The 14829-nt window shown below is 39.8% G+C and carries 4 protein-coding genes; all 4 read right to left on the bottom strand.

The genetic code is table 11. The features are described 5' to 3' along the window. Positions 1–12: 12 nt before the first annotated feature. The 4 genes from V7L07_RS15045 to V7L07_RS15030 are packed head-to-tail and all read right to left on the bottom strand — an operon-like array spanning position 13 to position 14740. Positions 13–2043 carry an ABC transporter ATP-binding protein/permease gene (locus tag V7L07_RS15045; RefSeq protein ID WP_335059071.1) on the bottom strand — a complete coding sequence of 677 codons (2031 nt, stop codon included), beginning with the start codon at positions 2041–2043 and terminating at the stop codon, positions 13–15. Positions 2044–2094: 51 nt separating this feature from the next. Continuing rightward, positions 2095–6294 carry a non-ribosomal peptide synthetase gene (locus V7L07_RS15040; protein ID WP_335059069.1) on the bottom strand — a complete coding sequence of 1400 codons (4200 nt, stop codon included), beginning with the start codon at positions 6292–6294 and terminating at the stop codon, positions 2095–2097. 47 nt (positions 6295–6341) lie between these two features. Beyond that, positions 6342–6938 carry a Uma2 family endonuclease gene (locus V7L07_RS15035; protein WP_335059067.1) on the bottom strand — a complete coding sequence of 199 codons (597 nt, stop codon included), beginning with the start codon at positions 6936–6938 and terminating at the stop codon, positions 6342–6344. 53 nt (positions 6939–6991) lie between these two features. Beyond that, on the bottom strand, positions 6992–14740 hold the full coding sequence (locus tag V7L07_RS15030; protein ID WP_335059065.1) for an amino acid adenylation domain-containing protein: 7749 nt from the start codon (positions 14738–14740) through the stop codon (positions 6992–6994). Positions 14741–14829: the final 89 nt, after the last annotated feature.

Below are 14829 nucleotides of genomic sequence, written 5' to 3'. Positions count from 1 at the left end.
TGTTGGAGTTCCCTAAACTCTTATCCATTTCAATACCTCCGGGTCTTTATCGTAGCGGTAGGTAAAGCCATCATTGGTAGTAATGGACTTTCCAAGGCTAGCCTTGCTTCTGATAGTGTTAATACTAAAGTCTGTTAATGTCTGCATTTCCTTATGAGAAAGACCTACGATTGTGTCTATCTCTGGCAATACTTCTGGTTGAGCTTGGGATTCATTATTGGGGAAAACATCTATTACAATTTCAGGATTTTCAGGGGAATTCTTAATAACAATTTCTCTTGCTTTTTGCCGTCGATAATCCTCTACAGTAAGAAGTTGCCAACTGGAATCTTGTGATAGTTCTAAAACCCATTGATGATAATTAAATAAGCTTTCTCTATGTCCAACACTGATAAATGTTGTTTTTATCTCTTGTAATTGTTGATATAAATTCCTTTCATTGATTAAATCTAAAGCACTCGTTGCTTCATCTAATATAGTGAATCTCGGATGAGTAACTAGCAATCGTGCAAATGCAAGGCGTTGCTGTTCTCCCAGTGATAATATGTTCTCCCAAGGAACTTCAGTATCAAAGCTATCCACTCGGCTCAACAAGTTTTGTAGATTGACTTGTTGTAAAACTCCTTCGAGTTCTGCATCGCTCATTTGACGAGTTGTATTCGGATAGAGTAACTGTTCGCGCAAAGTTCCCAAAATTATATAAGGGCGTTGGGGCAAAAACAACACTTCTTCTAAGGGAGGTCGCACCAGACGACCAGTTCCAGCATTCCACAAACCTGCGATCGCTCTCAACAGAGAACTTTTACCTCGACCACTGGGGCCAACAATCAATAAACCTTCTCCTACTTGGACAGAAAGTGATAAATCTTCAACAATCATCTGCTCATAGTTAGGTGTTTGTAAAGTGACGTTCTCAAAGGTAAGATGGTTGTCTTCTATGGTTTTAATAGTACTTACATTCTCTGGCTCTTTGGTAACAAATTCTAGCGAATCTGAAAACTCACTCAAACGCTCAACGTAAGTGGAAAATCGTCCAGAAGTTCCAAGTTCATTGATTATTTCGGCCAAAGCATTAGCAAACAGATTGCAAGCTAAACTGGCTTGGCCAACTTGTCCAAAATCAATGTCATCTCTAATATGTAAAGGACCGAGTGCTATAAATGGAAATATTTGGATAACAGCCTGATATCCTCGGTTAAAAATATCCTTATTTCTCTCCCAATCAATTTTGCGTTTAGCACTTTTTAGGAGATTACTAAATCTTCGTTGAATTATATTTAACTCTTGGTTCTCTCCCCGAAAAAAAGCTATTGATTCAGCGTGATTCCGAACATGAGTTAGTGCATAATTATAGTCAGCTTTATATTCCAATTCCTCTTGAGTAATCTTATTCAATTCTTGAGTTAAGTAAACAGCAATTATATTACCTACGATTGTATAAGCAACTAGACAAACTGCAACCAATTGGGAAATTGACCAGACGATGATTAAAAAAACCGTCATTTCCAGCACTTTTTCAAATAAAGTAGCTGAAAAACTGAGAGCATTTCTGGGAATGGGTTCAATTTCTTGGGCTAGACGTTGGTCTGGGTTATCAATATCAGATTTAAAGTTGATTTTATAATAAGCACGATTGCCAAAATATTTCGCTAAAATACGATTGTTTAGCCATTCATACCAATCAAGAGCAATTTTTTTTCTGACAAATTTAGAAATTCCTACTAAAAAGGTGACACAGATCAGGGCAGCGCCATAAACTAATAACGTATCAATAAATTGAGTAAAATCTTTTTCTTCAACGATCGCATCCACTAAATAACGACTAACGAAGCTATTAAAGGCACTTACAGCCACGAGCATGATAATTAATAATATCAGCAGAAAGAGCATTGCCCATGCACGAATCACGTCTGAAAATGCCCTACCCCGTGCCTCTGTGGGATACCAATAAGGCCCTGCGATCGCTTTGACATCCTCCCAGAATTGAGTAAAAGCCGAAGGAGTATTCGTTATGTTTTTATTAAGAACAGTTTTGGATTGCATTTTATAAAAATAAGTTGAGGCTCTTGAGGCTGACTGAATAACTTTGGTATTTTACATTAAAGCTTGTAATTGTGTGGCTAATAGTTTGACATTAGGTTCATAAAGCATAAGACCGTGGTTTCCCGGTACAGAAATTACCTTTACAGGCTTTTGAGTATAGGTTTGCCATCCCCAATCTGGTAAATCGTAATCAGAAAAAGCTTGGAGTTCTTGCAAAACAATCTCCTGAACTTCTTGAGCGCGGAATAAAACAATGGGGGCAGAAATTGAATAATTTGGCTGATAATTTGCGTAATTTAGTGTTAGCACTTTCATCACTTTCAAATTGTTTTTGAGCAAAGATATAGTTGAGTGTTCCGGGAGGATATTATATCGGTACAAATATTCTGCGGCCAGATCCCACCTAGCTTGGTCATCGCTTTGGGCGGACAAATCTGAGTATTCCAAACCTAAAGAGACTCCCTTTAAGGCTTGAATACGTTGAATCCATTGCCAAATCCAATCAATATCTGTTCTATTAGTTAAATACTTAGGTTGAGAAACTAGTCCAGCATCCAAGATAGCTAGTAAACTCACCGTTTCACCTTGATATTCAAGTTGAGAAGCCATTTCAAAAGCAACGGCACAACCTGAAGAGTATCCTACTAATATGTATGGACTTTTGGTTTGCTGTTGACGTAATACATCAATCAGTTGACTCGCATGGGCTACTACTGATTCAGGAAGTAGGCTAAGTCCATCTCGTCCTGGAGTTTCGAGTCCATACACTGGACATTCAATTCCTAAATTGATTGCCAAATCTCGAAAATAGAAACCGTGTCCGTTTGCGCCAGGTAGAAGAAATATCGGGGTTGCTTTTCCTTGAGGTTGAAGTAAAAGTAAATCGGAATTTAACTGTTGAACCTCAGTATTACAAAGTTGTTCTGATAGTTGAGCAATAGTAGGATTTTGAAATAAACTACTTAAAGAAATTTGTTGACCAAATACCTGTTGAATATTATTGAGCAGTTGAATTGCTAATAAAGAATGACCGCCTAAGTCAAAAAAATTATCATGAATTCCAATATCCTGACGTTCGAGTACGGTACACCACACTTGCGTTAGTTGTTGTTCAACTTCGTTACGCGGGGCTTCATATAAAGCTTCAATTACAGAATTTGGGACAGGTAAAGCTTTACGGTCAATTTTTCCATTGGCAGTTAAAGGTAACTCATCCAGTACGATGATCTGAGCAGGGATCATATAATCGGGCAGATGGGATTTAAGATGATTCTTCAATTGGGTAGAAAAATCAGTGGTGATTCCCGTTATGTAGGCAATTAAACTCTGGTTACTCTCAGTTTTATATAAGGTGACAATTGCTTCTTTAACTGATGAATGTTGCAACAAAATCGATTCAATTTCACCAAGTTCAATTCTAAAACCCCGTAATTTAATCTGCTCGTCAATGCGGCCTAGATACTCAAGGTTTCCATCAAACCCCCATCTTGCTAAGTCGCCAGTTTTGTAAATTCGCTCAGTTTTACCGAATAAATCAATTTTGATAAATTTTTCGGCGGTTAAATCAGGACGGTTAAGATAACCTCGTGCTAAACCCACACCAGCGATGCACAATTCTCCAGGTATGCCAGGTGGTAAGGGTTGATTGTGAGCATCTAAAATGTAGATGCGGATATTAGATAATGGTTGACCAATGGGCGGTTTTTTTCCATTAGGATGACAGAGTGCGATACTTGCACAAACTGTAGATTCTGTAGGGCCGTAGCCATTGAAAAAACTTCGTTCAGTTGCCCATTGGGTAACTAATTCTGTTGGGCAAGTTTCACCAGCAACAACTATAGTTTGGCAATCGGGTAAATCAGCTTGAGGTAATAGGGATAAGACTGAAGGGGGTAAGGTGATATGGGAAATTTTGTGATTTGCTAAGAAATTAACCAAAGCTTGACTTGGTAATAAGGTTTCTTTCTTTGCTAAATACAAACAAGCACCTGTGGCGATCGCAGTAGCAATTTCCCAAATTGAAGCATCGAAGCTGAAAGAAGCAAACTGAAGCAATCGGCTTTGAGGTTGAATTTGCAAAACGGTGGCGATCGCCACAGTCAAATTCACCAGTCCTCCATGCTCAATCATCACCCCTTTCGGTCGTCCCGTTGAACCAGAAGTATAAATCACATAAGCCAAATCGTTAGGCGCACTTCGAGGATCGGGATTATCTGTTAATTCTTCGGCGAAAGTTTCCCGATCTAAACAAATTATCTGACAGGGGTTTTCGAGGTTAGCTAAGGGTAATTGATCTACTAAAAAACTTTGAGTAAGTAACATCAATATTCCACAGTCTTGTAGCATGAACTCAATTCGTTCTTGAGGATAATTGGGATCAATCGGCACATAAGCTGCACCTGCTTTCATGATACCGAGTACACCAATAATCATTTCTAAAGACCGTTCAACGCAGATACCAATTAAAGTATCTGGCTGAATTTTATGATTTTGAATTAAATAATTAGCCAGTTGGTTGACTTTTTGATTGAGTTGTTCATAAGTTAAACTTTGGGATTCAAAGACTAAAACGATATTATGAGGACTTTTTTCAACTTGTTGTTCAAATATCTCAACTAGAGTTTTATAGTGGGGATAGTCAGTTTGAGTTTGATTCCAGTGTTGTAGTTGCAGAAGTTCATACGCTGTCATCAAAGGCAGGGTCTTGATAGCTTGCCCTGGGTTATCAACAATTCCCCTAAGCAAAACTTCAAACTGTTCCGCCATTCTTTGTATAGTAATTTTCTCAAAGAGATCGGTGGCGTATTCCCAAGTTAAATTTAACTGGTTATCATATTCTATGACCAGAAGTGTTAGGTCAAACTTAGCAAATGGATAGGTTAATGGGAGCCATTCAATCTCTAACCCTGGTAAACTTAAGTCGGTACTTTCATTATTTTCCAGTGCTAACATCACCTGAAATAAGGGGTTATAGCTCATACTGCGTTCTGGTTGCAACTGTTCTACCAGATACTCAAAGGGAATGTCTTGATGAGAGTAGGCATCTAAACAAGTTTGACGAGTTTGTTGCAAGAAATCGATAAAGCTTTGTTCCGGCTTAATTTGGTTACGCAGTATTAAGGTATTGACAAAAAAGCCAATTAACCCTTCCGTTTGGCTATGGGTGCGGTTAGCGATCGCAGAACCAATACATAAATCTTCTTGGCGACTGTAACGAGAAAGCAGAATGCTGAAAGCCGCCAACAAAGTCATAAATAAACTTGCGCCTTGCTGTTGACTGAAAGTTTTAATGGCAAGAGTTAAGTCAGGTGATAGGGAATAGCGATCGCGATCGCCTCGGTAGCTTTGCAGTGCTGGACGGGGATAATCGGTAGGTAACTCCAGTAATGGGGGAGCATCCTTGAGTTGATTTTTCCAGTAGTTGATCTGGGTTTCTAATACTTCCCCTTGTAACCAATTTCGTTGCCAGTTTGCGTAATCGCTGTATTGAATAGGCAATGGTGAAAGGTTTGGAATTTGACCCTGGGAAAAGGCTGTATAAACTTGTCTTAGCTCACGGACAAACACCCCCATTGACCAGCCATCGCTAATAATGTGGTGCATATTGATGAGTAGCACATATTTCTGCTCCTTGAGTTGCAGCAGTTTTGCTTTAAACAAAGGGCCAGTACTCAAATCAAACGGTTCTTGAGCATGAGCATCAATCAAAGGCTGGATATTTGGGGAGTCGGAAATCGCTATTGGTAAAACTCTTTCCCAGTCCCCAGTCCCCAATCCCCAATCCCTTAAAACTTCGATGCCGTCTAAATTTTGGATCGCAATTTGAGGTTGTCCCGCCACTGTGGGAAAATACATCCTGAGACTGTCATGGCGGTTAAGCAGGTAAAGCAAACTAGAATGCAGAGAATCAATATTGAGGTTTCCATCTAGTTGCAAAGCGATCGGCATATTGTAACTAGCTGATGGCTCTTGCAGTTGCGCTAACAGCCAGAGGCGTTGTTGAGCAAAGGAAAGAGGCTTCGGAGCATCATGTGGTAAGGTCGGAATTTCGTCTGCTATGACAGTTGTGGCTTTGACAGAATTTAAGAATGCTAATATATCTGCTTTGTTGGCTTGAATTTCCTGCTTTAGTTCAGAAGTTAAGGCGTTTTTACTAGTACGAATTCTTAACTTATTATCTTCAGCCCAAATTCGGCATCCTATGTTCTGCAAACGAAGCATTAAAGAAACCAATTGCTCATTTTTTGTCATAATTTCGGGACAATGTAGAGTATTCACCAATTCTGAATTCTGACTCCTTAACTCAGTTCTGCTTTTTGGGCGATCGCTTCCAATTCTACATCCTGGTAAAGGTCAGTAAATGGAGCAGTTAGGTTAATACTTTGGAGTTCAAAAGTTTGGTCATCGGGTGTATAGGTTTGTAGCACCCATAAGCCTTGTTCATTACGGCGGAATGTTTCAACTCGTTGATGTTTAGTGTTAACTAAAACGTATTCCTCTAGACTGTCAAGGGTTTGATAGTCATTGAATTTGTCACCTCGGTCAAAGGCTTCGGTGGAATCGGATAGAACTTCAATAATAAGTTTAGAAAAGCGTTTATAGGTAGGAGTTTCTGGGTATTGAGGGTCGCAGTTTACGAGAATATCAGGGTAATAAAAGCGGTTACGTTTCTCAATCCTGGCTTTAATATCGGCAAAGTAAACTCGACAGTCTGATCCTCGGAAGTGGTTACGAATCAAAATAAATAGGTTTCCGACAATGGTGTTATGAGTGTCAGTTGTTCCCGCCATTGTGTAAACTTGACCATCAATATATTCGTGTTTGATATTGCTTTTTTCTTCTAGTTGGAGGTATTCTTCGGGAGTGATAAAAACTGAATCAGATAGAGCAATCATGGGTTAAGTTAAAGGTAAAGTTTACTTGAGGACGTGTTTTAAACCGTAGTACTTTAAAGTTCGATTTCCTCTTCATCTGAGTTGAGAGGCTGCATACTTTCATCAGTGGAATTAACCCAAATACAGGTATCAATATAATTCGCTAATTCTGTGAGAGTGGGGAATTCAAATATCTTCCGCAGAGGCAGTTCTACCTTGAATTTATCACGGATACGGGCAATGAGTTGAGTTGCTAATAAAGAATGACCTCCCAAGTTAAAGAAATTATCATGACGGGCGATTGTTTTATATTTAAGCAATTTAGCCCACAATTCGGCAAGCAATTTTTCTGTAGCTGTTAGAGGTAATTCAATGTCTGTTGATGAAACTGTTGTATTTGGTGCAGGTAAAGCTTTACGATCTACTTTTCCATTTGGTGTCAGTGGTAGTTTTTCTAACACAGTGAAATGGCTAGGAATCATATAATCAGGCAAAGTTTTTCCTAGAAAATCCCGCCATTCTTCTAATAACGCTGAGTCAACTTGATTAGTGCGATATTGTAACGGCTGATTTGCGTAATATTGCCAAGGTTTTATCTGCAAATTTTTACCCTGAGCAAATCTTGGCAATATCGCCTTTCCGGGAATTTTTCGTTGAAAAACAACATCGTAATCAGCAAACCCTGTGGGGCTATATTGGATGAAAGTAATATAGGGCAAATCTCGCACGAAAGTTCGGAATGATTCGGGTTCTATTCCTAATTTAGCTTGGGCAACTACCGCTTTTAAATCTGAAACATTATTATCTAATTTTCCAATTTCTTCTAGTAGTAGCATTTCTGAAACAAGGTGAGCATTCGGAATATTTTTAATGCATAATAAATCTGGTTGCTGAGTTGTTAAAATTTTCTCAATTTTCTCTAAATTCAGTTGCTCAATTTGCCAATCTAAGCATTCTGGTTCTACCACTGGAGTATCTGTACAATCTAGATGTAAAATAACATCGTAACGAAAACGGCTCATTTCCGTGTGAGCATAACCCCGTTTCAATTCAATTTGTACGTGACTAATTCGAGGAAATCTTTGTTTTATGGCGATAAACAAATCAGGGTCAAATAGTAATTCGCTTTCAGTGTCAATGCTTTTTTGAATCTGTTGATGCAAGTCTTTAATTGATAACTCATTGGGAGCGCAATAAAACTCAACGGCGGTGTAGAAAGCTTCTAATAGTTGAAGATTACGCACATCGCCAATAAAGATTGATCCCTGAGTTTTCACAGTTTTGATAGCCCCCTCCAAAACTTGTAAAAAGTAATCCAGAGAGGGAAAATACTGGATAACAGAATTGATGATTACCAAGTCATAAGCATTTATCTCTATACCATCAAACTGGTTAGCTGCACTCGTTTTTAAAGTAACTTTATCATTGAGAGACTGCTGTTTTAAATGTTGTTCAATATACTGCAATGCTTCTGATGAAAAATCTGTACCCAAATAATGTTGACAATGGGGTGCAACTTTAAACAATAACAGTCCTGTTCCACAACCTATTTCCCAGACCCGTTTTGGTGCAAGTTCTAGAATTTTGTCAACAGTTGTATCGCGCCATTCTTGCATTGCAATTTTGGGATACGGTTCTCCTGTATAACTGTCATTCCAACTAGCCAAATTCAGAGTAGGATCATCTTCTGGATCTTGTGGTTGGTGGTAGGCATCATTAAAAACTTGTTGCCATAATTCCACCTGCTCACCTTGAATATATTTATCCTCTATCTTTATTGGCACAATGTATGCTACTAGACGTTGAGCAAAATCAGTTTCTTCCCTTACGATGACAACAGCTTCTTGAATTTGTGGATGTTTGACTAAAGCTGCTTCAATTTCACCTAATTCAATACGGAAACCACGAAGTTTGATTTGGTGATCAATCCGTCCTAAATATTGCAAATTACCATCAGGTAGCCAACAGGCTAAATCGCCAGTTTTATAAATTCGCTCAGTTTTGCCGAATAATTCCACTTTGAGAAATTTTTCGGCGGTTAAATCGGGACGATGCAAATAACCCTGTGCTAAACCTGAACCCGCTATACAGATTTCCCCAGGAATACCAAAGGGAAGGGGTTGATTGTAATTATCTAAAATATAGATGCGAGTGTTGGCGATCGCTTTACCAATAGTTGGTTGATATGGGGAATTTTTGGCAACTTTCGTAAATGTCGAATAAGTTGTGTCTTCAGAAGGGCCATACAGGTTATAAACTTCTCTTACAGATGTGGTTTGATATAAAGCCTGTACCAAACTATTTTTTAATGGTTCGCCAGCTAAATTAATTACCTGCACACTGGACGGAATCGCATTCATATTCAGCAGTTCCGCAGCCGCACTCGGTACAGTATTAATTAAAGTTATCGGTACAAAACTCTGATGTGCTTGCTCAATGTAGAGTGCATTTTCCACCACAATCACACTACCACCTTGAGTCAGGGGGACGAAAATCTCAAAAATAGAGAGATCGAAACAAATTGAGGTTGATGCTAAGACACCTGCAACCTGTTCTGCACTAAAGACTGAATGCGCCCATTTTACGAAGGCTACCGGACTAGATTGTGCAATGGCAACACCTTTGGGCCGCCCCGTAGAACCAGAAGTATAAATTACATAAGCTAAATCATTATAAATACTGCTTAATTGAGGATTATCGGTTGGCTGATCAGCCCAGGTTTCTAGCTCTATAAATACTACTTGACAGGGATTTTGTAGTTTTTCTAGAGGAAGTTGCTTTTGGATGAGGCTTGTTGTTAATAATACTGCTGTATTACTATCTTCGAGCATTAAATGAATGCGCTCTTGGGGATAACTCGGATCAATTGGTAGGTATGCCCCGCCTGCTTTGAGGATGCCAAAAATACTAATGAGCATTTCCAGGGAACGCTCTACACAAATCCCAATCAATGGATTATTAGGTAATTGTTGCTCACTTTTTAGTTGCAACAAATAATGCGCCAGCTGATTAGCTTTTTGGTTGAGTTCTTGATAACTCAGGCTTTGACCTGCAAACACCACAGCTATTTTATCGGGCGTTTGTGCTACCTGTTGTTCAAACAGAGTCACCAAAGTCTGATCTTGAGGGTAATCTGTGTCTGTTTGATTCCAAACTTGCAGTTGTTCGATTTCTGCTGTGGTGATGATGGGTAGCTGATGAATTGGCTGTTGGGGATTTTGGGTAATTGCTGTCAGCAAAACTTCAAAATGTCCCGCCATGCGCCTAATTGTTGATGCCTCAAATAAATCTGTGGCATATTCCCACATACAATGTAGTTGGTCGTTCCTTTCGCACAAATCCAGCATTAGGTCAAACTTGGCAAATGGGAAACTTTGTTCCAAGTATTGAATATCCAGCCCTGGTAAACTAACATTCGCCCCCGCCCCTACCGCGTTTTGCAACACCATCATCACTTGGAATAAGGGATTATGGCTGAGACTGCGTTCTGGTTGGAGTTGTTCTACCAAATACTCAAAGGGAATATCTTGATGAGCATAAGCATCTAAGCAAGTTTGGCGGGTTTGTTGGAGTAACTCATGAAAATTTTGCTCCGGCTTGATTTTGCTCCGCAATACTAAAGTGTTGACAAAAAAGCCGATTAATGACTCTGTATTGCTATGGGTGCGGTTAGCGATCGCACTACCCACACATAAATCCTCTTGACGACTGTAGCGGTATAACAGAATATTAAAAGCCGCCAACAGAGTCATAAACAAACTAACCCCGTGTTTTTGACTAATAGCTTTAAGTTTCTGAGTCAGTTCATTACTTAAAAGATATTCCTCACGCCCACCTTGGTAACTTTGTTGCGCTGGACGGGGATAATCGGTAGGTAAATCCAGCAAGCGGGGGGCATCACCTAGTTGTTGTTTCCAGTAATTTTCCTGATTTTCTAAAATTTTCCCTTGTAACCAACTGCGCTGCCAAGCTGCATAATCATTATATTGAATCGGCAACGCTGACAAATTCGGAGTATCCCCCGCAGCAAAAGCAGCATAAGCCTGTTCCCATTCACGCTTAAATACTCCCATTGACCAGCCATCACTAATAATGTGGTGCATATTAATTAGCAGCACATTTTTCTGTACGCCAAGTTGCAGCAGTTTGGCTTTGAACAAGGGGCCAGTATTTAAATCAAAGGGTTCTTGGGCGTGGTTATCTGATAACCGTTGTACGGTTTCTGCTTGAGTTTGGGGGGAAAGTTCTCGTAAATCTGCGATAGTCAGTACTTCTATATCCTCTAGATTTTGAACGATTACTTGCGCCTCTCCCGACCGGGCGGGGAAATATGTGCGTAGAATAGAATGGCGATCGAGGAGATAATCAAAGCTTGCACGCAACGCATCTATATTCAACTTGCCGTCAAGTTGCAGCGCTGTTGACATATTATAGGTAGCGGAGGTTCCAGTACCTTCAAGTTGGGCTAAAAACCAGAGTCTTGATTGGGCAAAGGACAGAGTTTTCGGAGCATTTGCAGGTTGTGGTGTGATGAGAGGTAAAGTAATTACTGAAGCGGCTTTGTCAATTTCTGTTGCCAACTCAAACAAAATGCTCTGCTCAAATACCTTGCGAACAGGTATTTCCACTCCAAAAGTGTCACGAATGCGGGCAACCAATTGAGTAGCTAATAAGGAATGTCCACCCAATTCAAAGAAGTTATCTTGGCGACCAACAGACCTAGCTTTCAGAATAGTTTGCCATAAGGTAGCCAATAGTTCTTCAGTTGGTGTCACTGGTATTTTAAAATCAGTGGAAGTGGCTGGTTCTGGCGTTGGTAATGCTCTACGATCTAGTTTACCGTTAGGGGTAATGGGCAACTGAGCCAATACTATCATCTGGCTAGGAATCATATAATTCGGCAGGTGAATTTTCAGGTAGTCTTTGAGTTGACCACCTAAATCTCTGGATTCTTCTGCCGCCGTGACATAAGCTACTAACCTGGGATTATTATCAGTTTCATATAAAATAACAACCGCTTCTTTAACTAAATAGTGTTGTAATAATAACGATTCAATTTCACCAAGTTCAATGCGAAAGCCCCGTAATTTAACTTGAGCATCAATGCGACCTAGATATTCAAGGTTTCCATCATCTCTCCATTTTGCTAAGTCGCCAGTTTTGTAAATTCGCTCAGTTTTGCCAAATAGTTCAACTTCAATAAATTTTTCGGCAGTTAAATCGGGACGGTTGAGATAGCCTCGTGCTAAACCCACTCCCGCGATGCACAATTCTCCAGGTATGCCAGGTGGTAAGAGTTGATTATGAACATCTAAAATATAGATGCGGATATTAGATAAAGGTTGACCAATTGGTGGTTTTTTGCCATTGGGTTGACAAATTGCGATCGCTGCACCAACTGTAGATTCTGTAGGGCCATAGCCATTCAAGAAACGTCGCCCTGTTGCCCATTTTGTCACTAATTCGGCTGGGCAAGCTTCACCACCAACAACTATGGTTTGCAAATCTGGTAAAGTCGCTACAGGTAACACCGATAAGACCGAAGGGGGTACAATAATGTGGGAGATTTTGCGATCGCTCAAAAAATCGATCAAGCCTTGACCGGATAACAAAGTCTCTTGTTTCGCCAAATATAAACAAGCACCTGTCGCTAGAGTGGGAGCAATTTCAGCAACAGAACTATCAAAACTAAAAGAAGCAAACTGAAGAAAACGGCTTTGGGGTTGAATTTGAAAAGTGTTAACCAATGCTAAAGTCAAATTGGTTAACCCTCGATGCTCAATCATCACTCCTTTGGGTCTTCCCGTCGAACCAGATGTATAAATTACATAAGCTAAATTATCAGGTGTAGTTTTTGGACTGGGATTTTTTGTGAACTCTTCCGCAAAAGTTTCGTCATCCAAACAAATTACTTGAACAGAGTTTTCCAGTTCGTTTAGGGGTAATTTCTCTATGAGAAAACTTTGGGTTAGTAACACTGATGTTCCAGAATCTTCTAACATCAGCCTAATCCGTTCTTGAGGATAATTGGGATCAATTGGCAGGTATGCCCCGCCCGCTTTCAAGACACCGAGTACACCAATAATCATCTCCAAAGACCGTTCAACGCAGATACCAATTAAAGTATCTGGCTGAATTTGGTGATTTTGAATTAAATAATGAGCGAGTTGATTAGCTCTTTGATTAAGTTCTTGGTAAGTTAGACTTTTCAACCCATAATTACTATTCCCTGTTCCCTGTTCCCTGTTCCCTCTTGTACGGTATTCAAACACCAAAGCGAGATTATTAGGGTTTTTGGTAACTTGAGTTTCAAACAGTTCCACCAAAGTTTGATTCAGGGAATAATCAGTTTGAGTTTGATTCCAAATTTGCAATTGTTGACGTTCCTCCTCTGCAATTAACGGCAGAGTATTAATGGTTTGGTGAGGATTATCAACAATTCCCTGAAGTAAAACTGCAAAATGTCCCGCCATCCGTTGAATGGTTTTAGCCTCAAATAAATCTGTCGCATATTCCCATTCCCCTGTCAACCCTTGGGGCGTTTCCCGAAAAATCAGCGACAAATCAAACAGAGTTGTGGTGTTTTCCCATGTAAAACGGGTAAGGGTTAATCCATTGATTTCTAGTTGCTGCTGGGTTTGAGTTTGCACGCCAAAAGCCACTTGAAATAGGGGATGATGAGAAAGCGATCGCTCTAATCCCAATTCATCAACCAGTTTCTCAAAGGGTAAATCTTGATGGTCATAAGCATCTAGAGTTACTTGCTTGACTCGTTCCAGTAACTCTAAGAAAGTTGGATTCCCTTGCAGATTGGTACGTAATGCTAGGGTATTGACAAAAAAGCCAATTAATAATTCAGTCTCACGACGATTGCGATTAGCGATCGCAGAACCAACAATAATATCCTCTTGACCACTGTAGCGCGAAAGTAACAAGTTAAATGCCGTCAGCAAAGTCATAAACAAGGTTGTTCCAGACTCTTGACTCAAACGCTTCAACTTCTGGGTTAAATCTTGATTGAGTTTCAAAAACTCGCTACGCCCTCTGAAACTTTGAACTGATGGGCGGGTTCTATCTGTGGGTAATTCTAACAGAGGCGGGACTGCGGCTAATTGTTTTTGCCAGTAATTGAGTTGGGTTTCGAGTACCTTTCCCTGTAGCCATTGTCTTTGCCAGTGGGCGAAATCGGCATATTGCAGCGCTAATTCAGTTAAAGGAGAAGGTTCGCCGGTGCAAAATGCAGTATAAAGGCTGAACAATTCACGGCGGAATATATCAATTGACCAACCATCACAAACGATATGATGAATAACGAGCAACAGTAAATGAGATTGGTGACTCAGTTGCAACAATTTTACCCGTAGCAAAGGTGGGTTTGATAAGTTAAAGGGTTGTTGCAATTCTTCTTTTGCTAACTGTTGCGCTTTGCTTAACTGGTTTTCTTCAGTCAATTGTCGCCAATCTAGCACTTGCATTGTCAGTTGAGGATGAGGGTGAATTACCTGTATCAGTGACTCATCGACAATACAAAAGCTGGTGCGTAAGACTTCATGACGTTGAACAATTTCTTTAATAGCTTGTTCTAAAGCAGCTATATTTAGAAATCCGTCAATCTGCCAGAAAAACGGGACATTATAAACACAATTTTCGCCCTCTAATTGGTCGAGAAACCATAGTCTTTGTTGGGCAAAGGAGAGGGGAAAGGATTGTTCTCTCGATACAGATGTAAGAAGGGTAGATTGCTGTTGATTTTTCAGTTTTTGTAAAACTAATTCTCGCTTTTCTGGAGAAAGGGCTTCTAGACGTTTTAATAAATCGCTCATAATAATAATTATTGTTGAAATTTTTTATCTAACCACAGAGAACACAGAGAGATAAAAAGTACAATATTTCATTGTTTTATAGTGAATTC

Origin of the sequence: Nostoc sp., from assembly GCF_036916985.1 — a bacterium.
Classification (GTDB): Bacteria; Cyanobacteriota; Cyanobacteriia; order Cyanobacteriales; family Nostocaceae; genus Nostoc.
The sequence above is the reverse complement of the archived record's forward strand: the minus strand, read 5'-3'. Positions and strand labels throughout refer to the sequence as shown.

Bases quoted from the DNA above. Each gene is read 5' to 3' on its own strand.
- V7L07_RS15045 (WP_335059071.1), bottom strand. From the start codon at position 2,043: ATGCAATCCAAAACTGTTCTTAATAAAAACATAACGAATACTCCTTCG.
- V7L07_RS15040 (WP_335059069.1), bottom strand. From the start codon at position 6,294: ATGACAAAAAATGAGCAATTGGTTTCTTTAATGCTTCGTTTGCAGAAC.
- V7L07_RS15035 (WP_335059067.1), bottom strand. From the start codon at position 6,938: ATGATTGCTCTATCTGATTCAGTTTTTATCACTCCCGAAGAATACCTC.
- V7L07_RS15030 (WP_335059065.1), bottom strand. From the start codon at position 14,740: ATGAGCGATTTATTAAAACGTCTAGAAGCCCTTTCTCCAGAAAAGCGA.